Origin of the sequence: Methylobacterium sp. 17Sr1-1, assembly GCF_003173775.1 — a bacterium.
Lineage (GTDB): Bacteria > Pseudomonadota > Alphaproteobacteria > Rhizobiales > Beijerinckiaceae > Methylobacterium.
In genome coordinates this window covers 4,705,020-4,723,418 of sequence record NZ_CP029552.1, presented here as the reverse complement: position 1 = coordinate 4,723,418, position 18,399 = coordinate 4,705,020, and the positions used below count along the sequence as shown (strand labels likewise).

At 70.6% G+C, this 18,399-nt stretch carries 19 protein-coding genes and 2 pseudogenes; 6 read left to right on the top strand and 15 right to left on the bottom strand.

The window, feature by feature from the left end:
• Positions 1-61 precede the first annotated feature (61 nt).
• The 6 genes and pseudogenes from mnmE to DK412_RS21360 all read right to left on the bottom strand — a co-directional run bounded on the left by mnmE (position 62) and on the right by DK412_RS21360 (position 6,304).
• On the bottom strand, positions 62-1,375 hold the full coding sequence (gene mnmE / locus DK412_RS21380) for a tRNA uridine-5-carboxymethylaminomethyl(34) synthesis GTPase MnmE (RefSeq protein ID WP_109973601.1): 1,314 nt from the start codon (positions 1,373-1,375) through the stop codon (positions 62-64).
• A 420-nt stretch (positions 1,376-1,795) separates the two neighbouring features.
• Positions 1,796-3,109, bottom strand: a complete 1,314-nt coding sequence (gene rho, locus DK412_RS21375; protein ID WP_109973600.1) for a transcription termination factor Rho — start codon at positions 3,107-3,109, stop codon at positions 1,796-1,798.
• A 524-nt stretch (positions 3,110-3,633) separates the two neighbouring features.
• Positions 3,634-4,227, bottom strand: a complete 594-nt coding sequence (locus tag DK412_RS21370; RefSeq protein WP_109973599.1) for a Smr/MutS family protein — start codon at positions 4,225-4,227, stop codon at positions 3,634-3,636.
• The gene (locus DK412_RS31140) at positions 4,224-4,463 is read right to left on the bottom strand and encodes a 3D domain-containing protein (protein WP_245447159.1); all 240 of its coding nucleotides are present in this window, start codon (positions 4,461-4,463) and stop codon (positions 4,224-4,226) included. The genes DK412_RS21370 and DK412_RS31140 overlap by 4 nt, the downstream gene beginning before the upstream one ends.
• Before the next feature lie 152 nt (positions 4,464-4,615).
• Positions 4,616-5,152, bottom strand: a pseudogene (locus tag DK412_RS31580) (MltA domain-containing protein); the annotation flags it as partial.
• 432 nt (positions 5,153-5,584) lie between these two features.
• Positions 5,585-6,304, bottom strand: a complete 720-nt coding sequence (locus DK412_RS21360; RefSeq protein WP_204165626.1) for a Tim44/TimA family putative adaptor protein — start codon at positions 6,302-6,304, stop codon at positions 5,585-5,587.
• A gap of 464 nt (positions 6,305-6,768) precedes the next feature.
• Between DK412_RS21360 and secB the strand changes: the two genes are divergently transcribed.
• Complete coding sequence (secB, locus tag DK412_RS21355; protein WP_109973598.1) at positions 6,769-7,266, top strand: protein-export chaperone SecB; 498 nt, start codon at positions 6,769-6,771, stop codon at positions 7,264-7,266.
• A gap of 198 nt (positions 7,267-7,464) precedes the next feature.
• On the opposite strand, the gene DK412_RS30690 is transcribed toward secB, so the two are convergent.
• Both DK412_RS30690 and DK412_RS30685 read right to left on the bottom strand, forming a co-directional pair.
• Positions 7,465-7,608 carry a hypothetical protein gene (locus DK412_RS30690; protein ID WP_204165418.1) on the bottom strand — a complete coding sequence of 48 codons (144 nt, stop codon included), beginning with the start codon at positions 7,606-7,608 and terminating at the stop codon, positions 7,465-7,467.
• 49 nt (positions 7,609-7,657) lie between these two features.
• Positions 7,658-7,960, bottom strand: a complete 303-nt coding sequence (locus DK412_RS30685) for a hypothetical protein (protein ID WP_204165417.1) — start codon at positions 7,958-7,960, stop codon at positions 7,658-7,660.
• Positions 7,961-8,249: 289 nt separating this feature from the next.
• On the opposite strand from DK412_RS30685, the gene DK412_RS21345 reads away from it, so the two are divergent.
• Positions 8,250-8,663, top strand: a complete 414-nt coding sequence (locus DK412_RS21345; RefSeq protein WP_109973597.1) for an EVE domain-containing protein — start codon at positions 8,250-8,252, stop codon at positions 8,661-8,663.
• Between the two features lie 17 nt (positions 8,664-8,680).
• Positions 8,681-9,040, top strand: coding sequence for a hypothetical protein (locus DK412_RS21340; protein ID WP_245447157.1), 360 nt, complete (start codon positions 8,681-8,683; stop codon positions 9,038-9,040).
• A gap of 21 nt (positions 9,041-9,061) precedes the next feature.
• Here DK412_RS21340 and DK412_RS21335 read toward each other — a convergent pair whose 3' ends face one another.
• A complete protein-coding gene (locus DK412_RS21335) occupies positions 9,062-9,436 on the bottom strand; it encodes a PRC-barrel domain-containing protein (protein ID WP_245571968.1) in 375 nt (124 codons plus the stop codon).
• A 218-nt stretch (positions 9,437-9,654) separates the two neighbouring features.
• Here DK412_RS21335 and mepA point away from each other — a divergent pair, with 218 nt between their 5' ends.
• Positions 9,655-10,575 carry a penicillin-insensitive murein endopeptidase gene (gene mepA, locus DK412_RS21330; RefSeq protein ID WP_109975411.1) on the top strand — a complete coding sequence of 307 codons (921 nt, stop codon included), beginning with the start codon at positions 9,655-9,657 and terminating at the stop codon, positions 10,573-10,575.
• Positions 10,576-10,648: 73 nt separating this feature from the next.
• Here mepA and msrA read toward each other — a convergent pair.
• Positions 10,649-11,150: pseudogene (gene msrA, locus DK412_RS21325) on the bottom strand (peptide-methionine (S)-S-oxide reductase MsrA); the annotation flags it as partial.
• A 132-nt stretch (positions 11,151-11,282) separates the two neighbouring features.
• On the bottom strand, positions 11,283-11,585 hold the full coding sequence (locus DK412_RS21320; protein WP_109973595.1) for a hypothetical protein: 303 nt from the start codon (positions 11,583-11,585) through the stop codon (positions 11,283-11,285).
• Between the two features lie 497 nt (positions 11,586-12,082).
• On the opposite strand from DK412_RS21320, the gene DK412_RS21315 reads away from it, so the two are divergent.
• Positions 12,083-13,141 carry a PAS domain-containing protein gene (locus DK412_RS21315; protein ID WP_162596269.1) on the top strand — a complete coding sequence of 353 codons (1,059 nt, stop codon included), beginning with the start codon at positions 12,083-12,085 and terminating at the stop codon, positions 13,139-13,141.
• Positions 13,142-13,294: 153 nt separating this feature from the next.
• Here DK412_RS21315 and DK412_RS21310 read toward each other — a convergent pair whose 3' ends face one another.
• The 4 genes from DK412_RS21310 to DK412_RS21295 form a co-directional block, all read right to left on the bottom strand.
• Positions 13,295-13,756, bottom strand: coding sequence for a DUF3237 domain-containing protein (locus DK412_RS21310; protein WP_109973593.1), 462 nt, complete (start codon positions 13,754-13,756; stop codon positions 13,295-13,297).
• A 30-nt stretch (positions 13,757-13,786) separates the two neighbouring features.
• Positions 13,787-15,004 carry an ABC transporter substrate-binding protein gene (locus DK412_RS21305; RefSeq protein WP_109973592.1) on the bottom strand — a complete coding sequence of 406 codons (1,218 nt, stop codon included), beginning with the start codon at positions 15,002-15,004 and terminating at the stop codon, positions 13,787-13,789.
• An 11-nt stretch (positions 15,005-15,015) separates the two neighbouring features.
• The gene (locus tag DK412_RS21300; protein WP_109973591.1) at positions 15,016-15,897 is read right to left on the bottom strand and encodes a 3-keto-5-aminohexanoate cleavage protein; all 882 of its coding nucleotides are present in this window, start codon (positions 15,895-15,897) and stop codon (positions 15,016-15,018) included.
• 128 nt (positions 15,898-16,025) lie between these two features.
• Positions 16,026-16,997 (bottom strand): 3-hydroxyacyl-CoA dehydrogenase NAD-binding domain-containing protein, encoded by a 972-nt coding sequence (locus DK412_RS21295; protein WP_109973590.1) that lies wholly within the window; start codon positions 16,995-16,997, stop codon positions 16,026-16,028.
• A 136-nt stretch (positions 16,998-17,133) separates the two neighbouring features.
• Here DK412_RS21295 and DK412_RS21290 point away from each other — a divergent pair, with 136 nt between their 5' ends.
• A complete protein-coding gene (locus DK412_RS21290; RefSeq protein ID WP_109973589.1) occupies positions 17,134-17,925 on the top strand; it encodes a crotonase/enoyl-CoA hydratase family protein in 792 nt (263 codons plus the stop codon).
• Positions 17,926-18,399 lie beyond the last annotated feature (474 nt).

The window sequence follows — 18,399 nt, the reverse complement described above, 5'->3', positions numbered from 1 at the left end:
CGCGTCAATCACGCTGTCGCCCGATCCCGCGTTTCACGTGAAAACACGGCAGACGGGCCGCTCACTTGCCGATGCAAAAGCTCGAGAAGAGCCGGTCCAGCATCTCCTCGACGCCGACACGGCCAGCTACCTCGCCCAGAGCTCGTACCGCGAGGCGCAGATCCTCGGCCACCAGCTCGGCCGGCAGATCGGCGCCGTGCAGGACGACGCGGTCGAGGTGATGGAGGCAGCGTTCGAGCGCGAGCCGCTGCCGCTCGCGCGTCACGAGCGCGTCGCCACTGCCGAGAGACGTTTCTGCCCGACGTTCGATCTCCGCGAGGAGCCGGTCGAGCCCGGCACCGGTCCGGGCCGAGATCGAGATCTCGTCGGCCGCGATCGATGCTGACAGATCTCGCTTGGTGGCGACGACGAGCACCGGGACGGAGAGGGCAGGGGGCGTCTCACCGTCCGGCTCGCGCAGCCACAGCACGAGATCGGCCTGATCGATGCGCCGCCGGCTACGCGCCACGCCTTCGGCCTCGATCGCATCCGTACTGTCGCGCAAGCCCGCCGTATCGACCAGTAGAACCGGCAGGCCGCCGAGATCGCACCGGACCTCGATCGCGTCCCGCGTCGTCCCGGGGATCGCCGAGACGATCGCCACGTCGCGGCGGGCGAGCGCGTTGAGCAGGGTCGACTTGCCTGCATTCGGCGCGCCGGCGAGCACCACCGTGAAGCCGTCGCGCAGGCGCTCGCCCCGGCGGCCATCGGCGAGGGCTGCCCGGATCGCATCACGGATGCGCGCCGCGGCGTCCCGCCCGGACGCGGTCAAAGCCTCGTCATCGATGTCGCCCTCGTCGGAAAAGTCGAGCGCGGCCTCGGTTCCGGCGAGCACGTCGAGGAGGGAGGTCCGCCAACCTTCGACGGTACGGCCGAGGGCACCGTCGAGCTGGCGGATGGCCTGACGCCTCTGCGCCTCGGTCTCAGCGTCGATCAGGTCGGCCAACCCTTCGACGGCGGTCAGGTCCATGCGGCCGTTGAGGAAGGCGCGACGGGTGAAGGCGCCGGGCTCGGCCGGTACGAGGCCGGGCATCCCGCCGAGGCTGCGCAGGATCGCCGCCCGCACCGCCGGACCACCGTGGAGATGCAGTTCCACCATGTCCTCGCCGGTGGCGGTGCCGGGGCCAGGCAGCCAGGCGACGAGGGCCTGATCGAGCAGTTCCGCGGTCTCCGGCTCGCGCAGGGTACGCAGAGACAGGTGCCGCGCGGCGGGCAACGGCGCCCGGATCAGCGCCGCGAGGGTGGGACCGGCCTGCGGTCCGCTGATCCGCACGACCGCGACGGCGGTGCGGCCGTGGCCGGTGGCAGGAGCGAAGATGGTGTCGGGGGCGTGCATCGTGCAGGATGGCGGCGGGCTTGGAGGAGCGTCGGACCGGGATACGGCGTGACGTCGCTAGCACGGATCCGGGCACGATGCCGAACGGGGACCACGATCTCGATGGGGCGACGGCTTTGAGAGCAGTGCTTCGGAACTCACCCAGACCTGCTTCAAATCCAGATGACGCCGTCCCACTCGCACCCTCATCCTGAGGTGCCCGCGCAGCGGGCCTCGGAGGAGACCTCCAGGGATCGCGGAGGTTTCCGGAACTCTCCTTCGAGGCCCGCTGCGCGGGCATCTCAGGATATGGGCGTGGGTTGGAGGAGAGAAGGGGGAGAGGGGGCGCAGGCACCGATCCACGCACCCGGCTCAAACGAGAACGGCGCCCCTTTCGGGGCGCCGCGCAAGCCGTCCGAACGATCGAGATCGGCGGGCGGATCAGGTGTTCATCGAGTCGAAGAAGTCGCCGTTGCTCTTGGTCTGGCGCAGCTTGTCGAGCAGGAACTCGATCGCGTCGGTGACGCCCATCGGGTTGAGGATGCGGCGGAGCACGTAGGTCTTCTTGAGCGAGTCCGGCGGGACCAGCAGCTCCTCCTTGCGGGTACCGGAGCGGGTGATGTCGATCGCCGGGAAGATGCGCTTGTCGGAGACCTTGCGGTCCAGGATGATCTCGGAGTTGCCGGTGCCCTTGAACTCCTCGAAGATCACCTCGTCCATCCGCGAGCCGGTGTCGATCAGCGCGGTCGCGATGATGGTGAGGGACCCGCCCTCCTCGATGTTGCGGGCAGCGCCGAAGAAGCGCTTGGGCCGCTGGAGGGCGTTGGCGTCGACGCCGCCGGTCAGCACCTTGCCGGAGGACGGCACCACGGTGTTGTAGGCGCGGCCGAGGCGGGTGATCGAATCGAGCAGGATGACGACGTCGCGGCCGTGCTCGACCAGGCGCTTGGCCTTCTCGATCACCATCTCGGCGACCTGGACGTGGCGGGTCGCCGGCTCGTCGAAGGTCGAGGCGATCACCTCGCCTTTCACCGAGCGCTGCATGTCGGTGACCTCTTCCGGCCGCTCGTCGATGAGCAGGACGATGAGGTAGCACTCGGGGTGGTTCAGGGTGATCGACTGGGCGATGTTCTGCATCAGCACCGTCTTGCCGGTGCGCGGCGGCGCCACGATCAGCGCGCGCTGGCCCTTGCCGATCGGCGCGACGATGTCGATGATCCGGGGCGAGAAGTCCTTGCGGGTCGGCTCCGACAGTTCGAGCTTGAAGCGCTGCGTGGGGAACAGCGGCGTCAGGTTGTCGAAGTGGACCTTGTGCTTGATCTTGTCCGGGTTCTCGAAATTGATGGTGTTGACCTTGAGCAGCGCGAAGTAGCGCTCGCCGTCCTTCGGGCCGCGGATCGGGCCCTCGACGGTGTCGCCGGTCCGCAGGCCGAAGCGGCGGATCTGCGTCGGCGAGATGTAGATGTCGTCGGGGCCGGGCAGGTAGTTCGAGTCGGAGGAGCGCAGGAAGCCGAAGCCGTCCTGCAGCACCTCGACCGTGCCGGCGCCGATGATCTCGACGTCCTTGGCAGCGAGCTGCTTCAGGATCGCGAACATCAGCTCCTGCTTGCGCATGGTCGAGGCGTTCTCGACCTCGACCTCCTCGGCGAAGGTGAGGAGTTCGGTCGGCGTCTTCGACTTGAGATCCTGCAGCTTCACCTCGCGCATGGCGGGGGCGGCGGAGGTCTCGATCGGGGCGAGGGTGTCTTCGATCATGGGATATCGGGGTGCGGGGGCGAAGCGGGGGGCGTCATGTCAGGACAGGTCCGGCCGCCGCAGGACGCGGCGTTGAGCGGAGAGCAACGGGGTGGCCGAGGCGGGCACCGGTCGCGAAATCGTCGCCTGATAGTCCCGGAGGTCGCGTGGAGGGGCCGGGCGGCCCTGGATGCGACGTGACGTGACGATGGAGGAGGGAACGATTGTATGTAACGGGTCCTCGTCGTCGACTCAAGTCCGCGGTCGCGGAAAAGTGGGGAAGGGTGCGGCGCGGTGGTATCATCAAGAGACGGCGGACCCGGTGCGGATGCTCCGGCCGCGCCCGAAGCATGGTGGACTATCTCCGTACTGGCGTCAGAGCCGCATTAACATATGGAATGGTCAACCCCCAGGTCACGACCTGAGATCATCCCTGCCGGCGCCGAGCTTCAGGCTTTTCGCAGCCAGTTTCGAGGTATTGCGGCAATCCGGGCCAGTATCCACGAGCGGCGGTACCGCAAACGGGGCGTTCACCGGCGCGCGGCTCAGCGGCGGCGCAGTCGGATGTAGAGCGCACCACCCCCGCCGTGATGGTGGGCCGCCTCCTCGAAGCCGACGACCAGGGGGCGCAATTCGGGCAGACGCAGCCAGTGCGGCACGCTGCGGCGCAGCACGCCGCGCTCGCCGTAAGGATCGCCGCCGGCCCCGCCCTTGCCGGTAACGACCAGCACCACCGCGTGGCCCTGGGCCCGGGAGCGATGCAGGAAGCCGATCAGGGCCGCATGGGCCTCGGCCTGACGCATCCCGTGCAGGTCGATCGAGGCGTCGACGCTGCGCGAGCCGCGGCGCAGGGCGGTGCGCACCCGGCGCTCGAGGGGCGCCAGCGGCGGCAGGGCGGGTGCGGGCGGAGGAGGCGTCGGGACCGGACTTGGCTTCGGAGCCGGTTTCTTCGCGGCGGGACGACCGGGTCGCACCGTCACGGCGGGCGGCGCCGGCGCGGGGACCGGCTCCGGCGGCGGGGGAGGGGAGGGGGCGGCCCGCCCGCGCAAGGGGGTGACCAGGCGGGAGATCTCGGCCCAGAGTCGCGTCTCCTCGGCGGAGAGCCGGCGCCGGCGTCGGAAGCGGGGCGGCTCGGTCACGGCGCAGCTCCCGCGTCGCCTTGCTTCGGCAGCAGCACGACGAAGCGCGCGGGATCGCGCAGCAGGCCGGCGACCGCACCCGCCCGGGCGCCGGTGCCGAGATAGAGGTCGCCGCGGGCCGGGCCGAGGATCGCCGAGCCGGTATCCTGCGCCACGACGAGGCGACGCAGGGGCACGCTGCCCCCTCCGGAGCGGGCAGCGATCCTTCCAGCCAGAACGGCAGGCCGTAGCGCCACAAGGTGGCGTCGACCGCGAGGCTGCGCCCGGCGGTCAGCGGCACGCCGGCCCCGCCGCGGGGGCCGGCCCCCTCCGTCACGTCCTCGTCGAGGCGGAAGAAGACGTAGGAGGCGTTGCGGCGGATCAGGTCGCGGGCGATGGCTGGATTGGCGCGCAGCCAGCCGGTCCAGCGGGCGAGCGTCAGGCCCTCGAGCGGCAGGTGGCCGCCGGTGACGATCAGGCGACCGACCGAGGTGTAGGGCCGGCCGTTGCGGCCGTCATAGGCGAGGCGGACGGAGCGGCCGTCGGGCAGGCGTACCCGGCCGGAGCCCTGGACCTGCAGCACCAGGAGGTCGACGGCGTCGCGCAGCCAGAGGAGCGGGCGGGCGCGGGCGCCGAGCGCGCCGTCCTCGATCGCCGCCCGGTCCGGATAGGGCAGGAAGGCGTCGCCGTCGCGGCGGGCGGCGCGGAGCGAAGGATCGAGGCCGGGCCGGGTCTCGCCGGGCTCCAGCGAGACGAGGTCGTCGGGACGCGCGAGCGCCGGCACGGTGAAGTCCGGCGTGGCGACGGGCGAGCCGGTGAGTTCGGGCTCGAAATAGCCGGTGAGGAAGCCGTTCGTGCGCTCGGGCGCGGCGTCGCGGTTCGGCCGCAGGACGCGGTAGGCGGAGAAGTTCTGCTCGAAGAAGGCCCGGGCCGCCTCAGGCGCCATGTCGGCGGCGGCTTTGCAGGCACGGGCGAGGTCCTGGCTCGGCGCGCCCGGCGCTGCCTCGGCGAGAACCGGGCCGGCAGGGGCCTCGCAGGTCGCCCGAAAGGTCGCGAGGGCCGCCGCGAGGTCGTCGGCGGGAAAGCCCGGAAGGTCGCCGAGGGGAACGGGTTCGAGGACGGCCTCGCCGACCCGCAGGGGGGCCGCATCCGCCGGAACTAGGCCACCGGCGAGGAGGGCGGCGAGGGCCAGCGCGGCGGACGCGCGTCCGATCGCGGAACTGGCGGCGGGAAAGGGGCCGAAGGCCGGTGGCATGGGCTTGTCGGGCTCCGGCCCCGGGAATGCTGTGCTCTGGTCGCGTCGCGCAGGACTTGAAGGAGCCTTCGCGACGGAGGGAGTGTCGCCGAGGGCCGGCGGCCGATCAAGCCGCCGGCGCCGTCATTGGCCGGCTTCCGTTGCGACGAGCTGCCAGTTCGGGTCGCGGCTGCCCAGCGTCCGGGCGAAGGTCCAGACGTCGGTCACGTCGACAACCTTCTCGGGGCTGCCGTCGACCACCTGGCCCTGCGGCCCACGGGTGGCGGTGATCAGCTTCGAGAGATAGCGCACGGTGACCTGGGCCACGCGGTTGCGCACGTCGACCCCGACGATCTCGGCCCGGTCGATCGACACGAAGGTGGTCTCGACGGTCTGGCCGGCGCGCTCGCGGCCCTGGATCGCCCGCTCGAACCCGTCCGCGACCTCGCGCGAGAGCAGGGTCTTGAGCGTCTTGCGGTCACCCTTGGCGAAGGCCGTCACGATCGTCTCGTAGGCGACCTTGGCGCCGTCGGTGAAGCCGCGGGGGTCGAAGTTCGGCTCCTGCTGGAGGATCAGGTCGAGGCCGCGCGCGGCGGGCGAGTTCGGCTCGACGACGCCCTTCCAGTTGCGCGGCACCGCGGTGGCGACCGGCGCGGCGGCGGCGCGCTCGGGACCGGCGCCGGGCAGCCGCACGACGTTGTCGCCGTCGCGGGGGGCCGCCGGCGGCTCCTCGCGCCGGGCCAGCGGGTTGAACGGCGGCCGCTCGCTCCCGGTCTTCTGGCCGAGGACCGAGCGCAGCTTCCAGATCACGAAGACCGCAAGCCCGAGGAAGATGAGGGTCGTAAGGTCGAGGGAGTCCTGCATCATCGATCCGTTCATCGATCCGTTCTTGGCGGCGTCCTTGGCGGCTTCCTTGGCGGCGTCACGCGTGGCATCCCCGACCGCCCCGGCACAGCTTGCGACATCTCCGGCGCATCGACGGCTTTGGCACCGGGACCGGGGCGTGGCAAGCGTCCGGCCGGCGCCGCATCGCGGGCCATTCTGTTGATATGGGGCCGGGGCCCTGCCGTATCCAGGCGCCCGCGCACGACGATGCCATGTTCCTTGGCCGTGTTCCCGGCCTCGATCCTGCTGGGCTTTGCCGGAGAAGCTGGCCTGCCGCTGTATTGGGAAGGCTGGGGCCGTGGCGCGAAAGGGATGATCGGCGCCTCTGCTTGTTCGCGGCCTGCGGGCATGATAGCCGCAACGCCGCCGACGCGCGCGCCGTTTTTCGCGCCAGCGCGCGCCGGCCCGTCGTTTACGTCCAGCCCTCGAAGGAACCCTCCGCCATGGCCGATTCCCCGCTCCCGAACGGCAACGGTGGCGCCGCGGCGCAGCCCGACGACTTCACCCCGACCCTCAACGCCCTGGCGCAATACGCCAAGGACCTCTCCTTCGAGAACCCGAACGCGCCGCGCTCGCTGCAGCCGCAGGAGCAGGGCCCGCAGATCAACATCCAGGTCAACGTCAACGCCCGGCAGCTCGCCGAGGAGGATTTCGAGGTCGAGCTGCGCCTCGAGGGCGACGCCAAGACCGGCGGCGACGTGCTGTTCGCGTTCGAGCTGACCTATGCGGGCATCTTCCGCCTGCGCAACATCCCGCAGGACCAGATGCACCCGGCGGTGATGATCGAGTGCCCGCGGCTGCTGTTCCCGTTCGCCCGCCAGATCATCGCCGATGCGGTGCGCAACGGCGGCTTCCCGCCCCTCTACATTGATCCGATCGACTTCGTCGGCCTCTATCGCCAGAAGGCCGCCGAGGCCCAGGCGCAGGGCGGCGTGGCGTAATACGGTGCCCGCGCGGGCCGGAAGCCCCGGCCCGCGCACCCTGAAAAAGTGTTTCACGGGAAACGCGGCCGTTCATCCTTAATCCCGCTTAATCCCGCAGGGTCGGCACCGGGGACGCCACCAGCAGCCCCGCCGTCGCGAGGTTGAACAGCCGCAAGGCCTGCCCCGTCCTCAGCACCCGGGCGGTGCCGACGCCGATCAGCGTCCGAAACCCGAGCAGGGCAGAGCGACGAGCCCGAACAGGATCGCGAGCGCGACCGTCGCGGCGAGCGGGGCGGCCTCGGCTTGCGCCGTGTCGGTGGCGAGCGCGCCCGCGGCGACGATCCAGGCCTTCGGGTTCACCCACCGAACAGGGCTGCCTGCAGGAAGCCGAAGGGGCAACCGAACGTCTTCATGGCGGAGTCGGCTGGATCGGGATCGGACCTCGCGATCTTCCAGGCGAGCCAGAGCAGGTAGGCCGCCCCCACCATTTCGGCCCCGCGCGGACCCAGGGATCGGTGAGCAGCGGTAGGCCTGCGGTGCCGAGGACAACCAGCATCACGGGGAAACCTGCTGCGATGCCGAGCATGTGCGGCACGGTGCGGGCAAAGCCGTAGGTCGCGCCGGAAGCCACCACCATGGTGTTGTTCGGGCCGGGCGTCGCCGGCATCGCGACCGCGAACCCGCCCGCCGAGAGAAACCGGGTCCAGTCCACGCCCGATCCGCCCCGCTTCGTCGTCATGCCGCCGGTGCGATGATACGCGGTTCTGCAGCGATGCTCGCGACGTCGGCGATCGGGATTGCAACGCTCTCGCGCTCTGCTGTCGGTCTACGACCCGGCATGCGGCTGTGGCACAGGCCGAGTCGGAGAACCCTGGGTCAGGTGACCGCAGGACGACCCGGCTCAGGCCCCCTGGACTCCCGCCCCCGGATCGGGCGATGGGGGCCATGCGCGCTTCGCGCGCGAGAACATCTGCGCGTCGCGCGAGAGGGAAGACGACGGGATGGCGTACTGGCTCTACAAGTCCGAGCCCTCGGTCTGGTCGTGGGACGACCAGGTCGCCGCTGGCGCAGCGGGAACGTTCTGGAACGGCGTGCGCAACCACGTCGCCCGCAAGAACCTCGAGGCGATGCAACTCGGCGAGCAGGGCTTCTTCTATCACTCGAACGAGGGCAAGGCGGTGGTCGGCATCGTCGAGGTGATCCGGACCTACTATCCCGACCACACCGACGAGACCGGCCGCTTCGGCATGGTCGACCTGAAGGCGGTCGCAGGCCTGCCCAACCCCGTCAGCCTGGAGGCGATCAAGGCCGAGCCGGCTTTGCGCGAGATGGTGCTCGTCAACAACTCGCGCCTGTCGGTGCAGCCGGTCAGCGAGGCGGAGTGGGCGCTGGTGCGCCGCATGGGGGGCCTCTGATCGATGAGGGCGCGGGCGTGAGGCGCGTTCTCGCCGGGTTCGGGCTCGTCCTCGCGCTGATGGCGGAGCCCGCGAGCGCCCAGCAGAAGCCCAAGACACCCCCCAAGCCCGCCGGACCCGAGAAGGTCCTGACCTGCGGGGCCCTGTCGAACCTGCGCATCCTGATGGCGGAGACGGGAGGAAACCCCGCCGCGATCCGCACGCGGCTCTCCGATCCGAAGGCCGATCATCTCGGCTGCACGCGGGTCGGCCGCGACCGGGTCGAAGGCAATGCCGAGCGAGTGGTGATCGGCGGTACGGCCTACGATTGCCTGAAGGTGAAGGAGACGAGCCTGTGCCGCTGGACCCTGTCGGGCGTGCCGGCGGAGGCGCCGTGAGGCTGCCTCCGCCAGGACGTGTCAGATGCTCCAGTACGGCGTCGCGTTGAAGTACTGGTGGACGTGCTCCTCCCACTTTCGGTCGTAGGAGGGGTCGTTGCCCTCCGCCGAGGCCGGCGGTGCGGCGCGGAGCTGGTCCTCGGTGAGGTCGAGGACGTAGGCGTCGAGTTCCGGCGCGAAGCGCAGGGTCGACCACGGGACGGTGTGGTAGCCTTCGCCGATGCCGAGGAAGCCGCCGAAGCTCATCACGGCGTAGACCACCTTGCCGGTGGCCTTCTCGATCATCAGGCGCTCGATGCGGCCGATGCTGTCGCCGTTCGGGCGACGCACGGCGGTGCCCTCGACGCGGTCGCTGGCGATCAGCGCGTTGGTCTCGCTGGTGGTGGTGCTGCTCATGTCGGAGCGATCGCCGACGGTCGGTGCGACGGTGGTCATCGGAACTCTCCCGATCCATTCGTTTCTTCCCCGGCAACGCTGCCGCCGGGGAGCCTGTTCCGGAGCCGGGTCCCGAAGGGAACGCTGCGGCGAATGGCGGAGCAGCGAGGCAGTTCCCCCCGGGCAATCGGGGCGCTAGCCTGCGGCCCATGCTCCTGCGCTCCTTCCTTCCGCGGTCCATGCCGATTCGCCGTGCCGCCGTCCTGACGGCCTTCCTCGCGCTCGCCGCGCCCGCCCTGGCGCAGGATCGCGGCACCCTCACCCCGAAGCCGCTGCCGCCGCTCGCCAACCCGGACGATCCCTCGACGCCGGCCAAGGCCCTGTTCGGCCGCGCGACGACGCCGGCCGCCCTGCCGCCGCAGGCGATCGGCGGCTACGCGCGCGGCTGCGTGGCCGGCGCCGAGGCCCTGCCGATCGACGGCGCGACCTGGCAGGTGATGCGCCTGTCGCGCAACCGGAACTGGGGCCATCCGCGGCTCGTCGCCTTCCTGGAGAAGATCGCCACCGAGGCGCCGCGCAAGGCGGGCTGGCCGGGGCTCCTCGTCGGCGACATGTCCCAGCCCCGGGGCGGGCCGATGCTGACCGGCCACGCCTCGCACCAGCTCGGCCTCGACGCCGACATCTGGCTGACCCCGATGCCGGACCGGCGCCTGACCCGGGCCGAGCGCGAGGAGATGTCGGCCACCAACGTGGTGCGGCCGGACCGGCGCGACATCGACCCGGGCGTGTGGCTGCCCGAGCACCTGCGGTTGATCAAAATGGTGTCGCGCGAGCCGGAGGTGGCGCGGATCTTCGTCAACCCGGCGATCAAGCGGGCTTTGTGCCGCGAAGCGGGATCGGACCGGAGCTGGCTCACCAAGGTGCGGCCGATCTACGGCCACAACTACCACTTCCACATCCGGCTCGACTGCCCGGCGGGCGAGGCGGCCTGCCACGACCAGGACCCGCCGCCCTCCGGCGACGGCTGCGGCGCCGAGCTCGATTACTGGTTCACGGACGCGGTGCTGAACCCCAAGCCCCGCCCGCCCGGCAAGCCGCGCCCGCCGATGACGCTCGCGGGCCTGCCGGATGCCTGCCGCACGGTGCTGAAGGCGCGGTGACGGCAAGTCGGGACCGGCACGCTCCGGTCCCGCTACCCCAGCCCCGGTTCCCGCGCTTACTCCGGCGCGACGCCATCCCGATCGGGCAGGACACGCCGGTGCCCCCGAGCCCGCCATAGCCGCCCGGGTTTTTCGCCAGGGATTGCTGGTGGTACTCCTCGGCGGAGTGGAACGAACCGCCGTCGCGGATCCCGGTGGTGATCGGGCCGCAGACGCGGGCCTTCAGGGCGGCGGCGTAAGCGTCGCGCGTGGCCTCGGCCCGGCAGGCCTCGTCGGGCAGGTGATGCCCGAGCGGTACCGCGTGCCGACATCGTTGCCCTGGCGCAGGCCCTGAGTCGGGTCGTGGCTCACCCAGAAGGTCTCGAGCAGGACGACAAACGGCATCAGGCGCGGGCGGTAGGCGACGAGCACGACCTCGGTGTGGCCGGTGCGCCCCGAGCAGACTTCCTCGTAGGTCGGGTTCGGGGCGGTGCCGGCGGCGCAGCCCATGGCGGTGACGACAGACGCCGTCACCCAGCTGCCGGAACTTGCGCTTCGCGCCCCTGAAGCTAGCCGAGGCCGAACACCGCCGTCTCGGCGCGCTTGCGAAAGAGCAGCATCGGGTCGCTCCGGTATCGGAGCGGAATCTCACGGCGCCGAAGGCGAAACACCTCTGAGCACGACCTGATGTGGGGTGCCGAGCTTTCGTTCTTCCGAAGGACGTCGCGTCAGCGCAGGACCGGCGCCGGCGCGACCGGTGCGTCCGTAGCGGCGACGCGGGCCGGAGCGTCGGGCCCGAAGGCGGTGCTCGGATCGAAGAAGACGCCGCGGGCGGTGATCAACCCGGCCGCCAGGGCCCAGAACAGCACGGCACCGACGATCCGCCGGGTCCGGACCGGACGGCGGCGCGCCGGCGCGCACGCGGTCTCCTGCGCGGAACGCAGGTCCAGACGCTCGCCGAACGGATCGAAGATGGCAGGACGCATGGTCGATTCCGGGATGACGCACGGCTCCGCGGAGCGGAACTTCACGACCGTAGATAGGTCTGGCGCAGGCCTCGCAGCAATAGACGCAGTTTTCTATTTTTAGCTGCAACATAGAAGATATCTGCTGTCAGATCGCTCGCAGAGAGAAATTTTGTCTTTGCTCCCCGACACGCCGGCGACTCGGTGCTGCGTCGTGACGCAGGCGGGCCGGACCGCCCCCGCGGATCGTGAGCGGGCGCGCCGGTCCGGGCTCCGGCGCGCCCGCGATGCCGGCGGATTTCGAGCCCGCACAGGCCCGGGACGCGACTTCCCGTGACTCACTCATGCACGGTTGATCGGCCGGGATCGTCTGGACTACAATCCCATGACTTTGCGGCATGCCAGCCTATTTGCGTCCGGTCGCAACAGCTGAGATTAGGAAAATTTACCTTGGAGAGCAGAATTCGGACGTGCGGCGCGCGGGCGGATCGTGGTTTGCGGCGGCAGTTCCGTCCGGACCGGCAACCGGGTACAGGCCGGATCGAGACACGGACCGGCGCCCGATGAACCTGTACTCGCTGGACCCTCGCGCCGACCCGCGGTCGCCGGAGCTGTCGTCGAACGATTTCATGCGCCTGATCGAGGCGTTCGGTCTGACCGGCGCCTGGCGCTGGGACTTCGTCACCGGCCGGCAGGTCTGGTCGGCGGGGCTCTACCGGCTGCTCGGGCTCTCGGAACGCGACCCGGCGAGCTACGAGCGCCTGCTCGGCCTCGTCCATCCGGCCGATCGCGACGTGCTCGAGGACGCCGCCCAGATCGTCCAGGCCGGAATCCTCGGCAGCCACACCGTCCGGCTGATCCGGCCGGACGGGACGGCGCGCACGGTGGTGAGCCGCGGCGAGGTCTTCTTCAGCCCGGAGGGCCACCCGGTCGCGGCGACGGGCGTGCTTCTCGACGTGACCGACCGCGAGCGCCTGGCCGAGATGCACCGCCTGGAGCAGCAGCGCCGGGCCAGCCTGGCGCGGGAGGCGCAGGTCTTCATCCACACCGAGCCGAGCCTGCCGCTGACCGAGTACGGGGCGGATTTCCTGGCCCTCGTCGGCCTGCGCCGCGAGGAGGTGCGGGCGGACTGGCTCAGCCCGATCGTGCCGGAGGAGCGGCCGCGCTGGCGCGACGAGCTGCCCCGCCTCGCCGCCCTGGGCCAGCCGTTCAGCATCGCGCCGACCCTGCGGCTCGCCGAGGGCGGGGCGGCGCGCTTCCGCATGACGCTGGTCCCCCTGCGCGATGGGACGACCCCCGATCCGGTCTGCTGGACCGCCGTGATCACGCCTCTCGCGGCCGAGGCCGCCCGGGACCTCCCGCCGCGCCAGGCCGAGCCGGCGATCCCCGTCGAGCGGGCGATCGAGGGCTGCCACCTGCGGGCGGCCCGCGGCCTCCTCGACTGGACGCTCAACGACCTCGCGCGGGAGAGCGGCCTGTCGCTCTCCACCGTGCGGCGCCTGGAGGAGGAATCCGACGGGCCGTCCTCGCGCTCCCGCCCGCACGTGCTGGCGGCCCTGCGCCGGGCCGGCATCGTCTTCACCCTGGTCGAGGGCGCGGTGGCGGTGGCGCTGGCGGAGTGATACCAAATCCGGAAGATCACTTCCGGATTTTGTATCACGAGCCCGCGCGGTGAAGCCGCAGGCCTCACACGCTTGAGCGGAGCCGGAATCCGCATTGCGAAAGCGATCCCGCAGGGATCGCCTGAAGCAATCAGTCGGATTTCGTATCAGCGCTCACCCGACCCGGAACACCGAGAGCGCCACGTGGTCCGGCGCCCGGGCCCCAGTGGCGAGAAACAGGCTGGTCTGCATCCAGGCGAGATGCGGGCAGGCGGTCTCGAACCGGGGCGCGGTCCGGAAGTAGATCAGGCCCGGATCGACCGGCTCCCCGCGGCGCAGGCGCTCCAGCGCCTCGGGCGGCCCGAAGCGCAGGCCCGTATTCTCGACGTAGATCCGGGCGCCGTCCCCGGCCTCGATCACGTAGCGGGCGTGGAGCTGGGTGAGCCCGTCCGCCGCGATGGTCTGGTAATCGGCCCCGCCGGGCAGGACCCGGCCGGACAGGGCCGGCCCCGACACGGTGCCGCCGGTGATGGCGATGACGCGCCGGGCCCCCGCGCTCGTCGCGCCGACCTCGTAGGGGGTCGCGACCGCGATGCGGGCGTCGAAGACGTGATCCAGGGTGGGGACGGGGAGCATCACGGCTTCTCCACTCTCACGTGTCCACTCTCACCTGCCCCTCACCAGCGGGCAGTCGCTCTCTCCGATCGGCCGGAAGGCGTCGTCGCCCGAGAGCGTCGCGACCCGCTCCATCACGTCCCACTCGCCCTTCGACTCCTCCGGGCGCTTGACCCGGAACAGCGAGACGTCGCGGATCACCCGCCCGTCCGGCCGCAGGCGCCCGCCCTTCGTCATCACGTCGTCGATCGGGATCTCGCGCATCTTCGCCATCACGGGCTCGGCCGCATCGGTGCCGGCGGCCCGGACGGCCTTCAGGTAGTGCGTCACCGCGGAATAGACGCCGGCCTGGTAGCTGTTCGGCATCGCCCGCTGGCGCTCGTAGAAGCGCTTGGCGAAGGCACGGGCGGCGTCGTCCTGGTCCCAGTAGAACGCCTCCGCGAGGTAGAGCCCGCCCGCGACCTTCAAGCCTAGCGCGTGGACGTCGACCGCCGTCATGTAGAAGCCGGCGAGCTTCTGCTTGCCGCCCAGCACCCCGAACTCGGAGGCCTGCTTGACCCCGTTGATCGCGTCGCCGCCGACGTTGAACAGCGCGATCACCCCGGCGCCGGAGGCCTGCGCTTGCAGGATCTGCGATGACAGATCGGGCGAGAGCAGGGGGTGGAAGACCTGGCCCGCCACCGTGCCGCCACCCTTCGTCACCACCGGCGTCACGTCGGCGACGAAGGATTTGCCGAGCGTGATGTCGGCGACGACATAGAACCAGGTCTTCTCGCCCGATTCGACCAAGGGTTTCGCGATGGCGCGGGAGAGGGCGTAGGTGTCGATGACCCAGAGCGCACCGTTCGGCGAGCACTGCGCCCCGGTGATCACCGTCGAGCCGGATCCGGTGATCAGCGCCAGCCGGCCCTTCTCCTTCGCCAAGGTCTGGACGCCGAGGGCGACCGCCGAGTTGCCGAGGTCGGTGATCATGTCGACCCCCTCGACGTCGTACCAGCGCCGGGCAAGCGTGCTCGCCACGTCCGGCTTGCTCTGGTGATCGGCGGCGACGATCTCGATCGGCTTGCCGAGCACGGTCGCGCCGAAATCCTCGACCGCGAGACGGGCGGCGGTGACGCTGCCGGTGCCGTAATTGTCGGACATCGCCGTCGACATGTCGGCGAGCACGCCGATCTTGACGCGATCGCCGGAGACGGCGCCCTCCGCACCGGCGACAGCCGGCGCGAAGGCGATCAGGCCCGCGAGGAGGGCGGAGCGGAGGGCGCGCATCCTGTCCTCCGTCAGACGGCCTTGAGGCCGAGGATCTCCCGGGCCTCGGCCGGGCTCGCGACCTCGTGGTTGAGTTCCTTGATGATCCGCACCGTGCGGGCGACGAGCTGCTCGTTGGTGGCGAGCTGGCCGCGGGAATAGTAGTTGTTGTCCTCGAGCCCGACCCGGACGTGGCCGCCGAGCAGGATGGCCTGGGTGGTGGCCGGCAGCTGCGCCGGGCCGATGCCGGAGACGCAGAAGATCGATTGCGGCGGCAGCATCCGGATCATCGCCGCCAGGATGTCGTGCGAGTAGGGCATCGCCCCCTGGAAGCCCTTGTCGGCGCCGAGCACCATGTTGATGTAGTAGGGCGGCTTGTCGTAGCCCTTCTCGATCAGCCGGGTCACGTCCTGCAGGATGTGCTGGGGCCCGAACACCTCCCATTCCGGCTTGATGCCGCGCTCCTGCATGCGCTTGGCGAGCAGCTCGCAGCGGCTCGGCGTGGTCACGACCAGGATCTCGCGGCCGCCATGCACGTCCGCGAAGGTCATGCCGTCGAAGGTCGCCATCTCGGCCCCGGCCTCGCAGCCTTTCAGCCGCTCCTCGAAGCTCGATTCGAACAGCCCGTCGGGGCGCGGCACCAGCATGTCGCCGCTCGAGCCGCCGCCGGTCGAGTTGTTGAGGATGATGTCGCAGCGCTCGCGGATGCGACGGTTGATATCGCGATAAATCTCGTCGTTGCAGGTCGCCTCGTCGTCGGGCCGGCGGGCGTGGAGCGCCGCGATCGCCGCGCCCTCCTTCCACGACTTGTGCACCGAGTCGGCGATTTCCTGCGGCTGGGTCGGCAGGTTGTGGTTCTGCGCCTTCGAGGCCATGCCGCCCGTCGGCGCCACCGTCACGATCACCTTGGCCATGTTGTCCTCCCTAGAGCATTTTCCGACGAAGTGGATACCGGTTCGTCGAAGAAAATGCGGCAAAAACAAAGACCTAGAGAGCTTCGCGATTGCAACGCGATCGTGAAGTGCTCTAGTTGAACTTCTGGTTACGGCAGCTCCGGCGCGTCGCGCTTCTGCCGCACGAGGTCGACGAGCAGCCGGTCGCGCTCGGCCACCATCGCGTCGCGGTCGCGTCCGGCCAGTGCCTCGTCGAGGCCGCGGACGAGGGTCGCCTTCAGCTCGGGCGTCAGGCGCGGGTCGCCGAGATCGGCCCACATCGCCTCCATCAAGGGCCCGAGATGGTCGAGGGTGTGGGCCAGCCCCCCGGGGCCGCCGGAGAGGTGGTTGAGCAGGCACGGTCCCATCAGGGCCCAGCGCAGGCCCGGCCCGTGGGCGATGGCCGCGTCGATGTCGGCGACCGTGGCGGCGCCTGAGCCGACGAGGTGGAACGCCTCGCGCCAGAGCGCCGCCTGGAGCCGGTTGGCGACGTGGCCGACGAGTTCGCGCCGCAGGCGGATCGGCCGCTTGCCGATGCGCTCGTAGAAGCCCATCGCGGCCGCGACGGCGCCCTCGTCGGTGTTTTCTCCGCCCAGCACCTCGACCAGCGGCACCAGGTGGGGCGGGTTGAAGGGATGGCCGAGCACCACCCGGCCGGGATGGCGGCAGGCCACCTGGATCGCGCTCGGGGTGAGGCCGGAGGAGCTGGTCGCCAGCACCACGTCGGGGGCGGCCGCGGCGTCGAGGCGGCGGTAGGTCTCGCGCTTGATCTCCAGGCGCTCGGGCCCGTTCTCCTGGACGAAATCGGCGTCGGCCACCGCCGCTTCCGGCTCGGCCACGAAGGTCAGGCGCTCGGGCGAGGCGCCGGGCGTAAGCCCGATCCGCTCCAGGACCGGCCAGTGCCGGGCGACCGTCTCGCGCAAGCGGTCTTCCGCACCGGGGCCTGGGTCGGTGGCGGTCACGTCGAGGCCGGCGCCTAAGAACTGCGACACCCACGACGCCCCGATGACGCCGGTGCCGATCACCGCCACCCGGCCGATGGCCGTGCGGTAGCCCGAGGCCGATTCGCTCGCGTCATCCATCGCGGCGTCCTCCCTGATCAGTCGGTTGTCAGGGCTTGCCGCCCAATTGACCCGTTGAGATAGTTATATCACATTACAAATCAGGTTTGGCAATCCGGCGCAAACAGGCCGGAGCGAGAATCGGAGGAGCGCCACGATGGCGGAGGACTTGTCGGGCCTCGGCACCGAGTCCCTGGTGGTCACCAGGCGGGACGCGGTGGCGATCGTCACCCTGAACCGCCCGCACAAGCGCAACGCCCTCGACGACGGCATGGTGCTGGGGCTGGAGCGCATCGCCCGGGGCCTGCCCGACGACGTGCGGGCGCTGGTGATCGCGGCGGAGGGCCCGCATTTCTGCGCCGGCCTCGACCTCGCGGAACTGACCGAGCGCGATGCGCCGGCGGGCATGCTGCATTCACGGATGTGGCACCGGGCCTTCCACGAGATCGAGTTCGGCCGGGTGCCGGTGGTGGCCGCGCTGAAAGGGGCGGTGATCGGCGGCGGGCTGGAACTGGCGCTCTCGGCGCACCTGCGGGTGGCCGAGTCCTCGGCCTTCTTCGCCCTGCCGGAGGGCCAGCGCGGCATCTTCGTCGGCGGCGGCGCCTCGGTGCGGCTGCCGCGGCTGATCGGCGTCTCGCGGATGCGCGACATGATGCTGACCGGCCGCGTCCACGATGCCGAGAGCGGCGAGCGGCTGGGCCTGTCGCATTACGTCGTGCCGGCGGGGGAAGGGCTGGAGCGGGCGATCCAGCTCGCCGCCCGGGCGGCCGAGAACGCGCCGCTCACCAACTACGCCCTGATCCACGCCCTGCCGCGCATCGCCGAGGCCGACCCGGCGACGGGCTACCTCACCGAAGCGCTGATGACCGCGGTGGCCCAGAGCGACGCCGAGGCGAAGCGCCGGCTGGCGGAGTTTCTGGAGGGGCGGGCGAAGAAGGTGAGGGAGTAGCCTCACCAGCGCCGCGTCCTGACACCCTCGGCGTCATTCCGGGGCCGCGTCAGCGGAGCCCGGAGTGCCGAAGGCACGCCCAGAACCTCGGGATGCTCAGGACGGAGCGGGACGCGCCCGCCTCATTCGGCACCATCCGCGGTTCTGGATCCCAGGCTCCGCTGACGCGGCTCCGGGATGACCCTGAGAAGGGGAAACGGAGCGGGTAACAAGTACAGCACTGTTCCCCTCTCCCGTGTGGGAGAGGGGTTAGGGGTGAGGGTGGCGCACTTCAGTTTAATGCACTGAGCGTGGTGCTAGCATCTCGACGGTCGAGTTCTATTCTGAACCGTCTCCACCCTCACCCCTACCCCTCTCCCACACGGGAGAGGGGATCCCGCGCCTTCTTTTTCTTCGTCACATCAAGCAAAAATCTTTCAAGGACAACACAACCCTAAAAACCGGCACCAAGACCGGCCACAATCACCCCCGGAG

What these genes read in the sequence shown, in the direction of transcription:
- mnmE (WP_109973601.1), bottom strand. Translation starts at nt 1,375, where the DNA reads ATGCACGCCCCCGACACCATCTTCGCTCCTGCCACCGGCCACGGCCGC.
- rho (WP_109973600.1), bottom strand. Translation starts at nt 3,109, where the DNA reads ATGATCGAAGACACCCTCGCCCCGATCGAGACCTCCGCCGCCCCCGCC.
- DK412_RS21360 (WP_204165626.1), bottom strand. Translation starts at nt 6,304, where the DNA reads ATGCAGGACTCCCTCGACCTTACGACCCTCATCTTCCTCGGGCTTGCG.
- secB (WP_109973598.1), top strand. Translation starts at nt 6,769, where the DNA reads ATGGCCGATTCCCCGCTCCCGAACGGCAACGGTGGCGCCGCGGCGCAG.
- DK412_RS21345 (WP_109973597.1), top strand. Translation starts at nt 8,250, where the DNA reads ATGGCGTACTGGCTCTACAAGTCCGAGCCCTCGGTCTGGTCGTGGGAC.
- DK412_RS21335 (WP_245571968.1), bottom strand. Translation starts at nt 9,436, where the DNA reads ATGAGCAGCACCACCACCAGCGAGACCAACGCGCTGATCGCCAGCGAC.
- mepA (WP_109975411.1), top strand. Translation starts at nt 9,655, where the DNA reads ATGCCGATTCGCCGTGCCGCCGTCCTGACGGCCTTCCTCGCGCTCGCC.
- DK412_RS21315 (WP_162596269.1), top strand. Translation starts at nt 12,083, where the DNA reads ATGAACCTGTACTCGCTGGACCCTCGCGCCGACCCGCGGTCGCCGGAG.
- DK412_RS21310 (WP_109973593.1), bottom strand. Translation starts at nt 13,756, where the DNA reads ATGCTCCCCGTCCCCACCCTGGATCACGTCTTCGACGCCCGCATCGCG.
- DK412_RS21305 (WP_109973592.1), bottom strand. Translation starts at nt 15,004, where the DNA reads ATGCGCGCCCTCCGCTCCGCCCTCCTCGCGGGCCTGATCGCCTTCGCG.
- DK412_RS21300 (WP_109973591.1), bottom strand. Translation starts at nt 15,897, where the DNA reads ATGGCCAAGGTGATCGTGACGGTGGCGCCGACGGGCGGCATGGCCTCG.
- DK412_RS21295 (WP_109973590.1), bottom strand. Translation starts at nt 16,997, where the DNA reads ATGGATGACGCGAGCGAATCGGCCTCGGGCTACCGCACGGCCATCGGC.
- DK412_RS21290 (WP_109973589.1), top strand. Translation starts at nt 17,134, where the DNA reads ATGGCGGAGGACTTGTCGGGCCTCGGCACCGAGTCCCTGGTGGTCACC.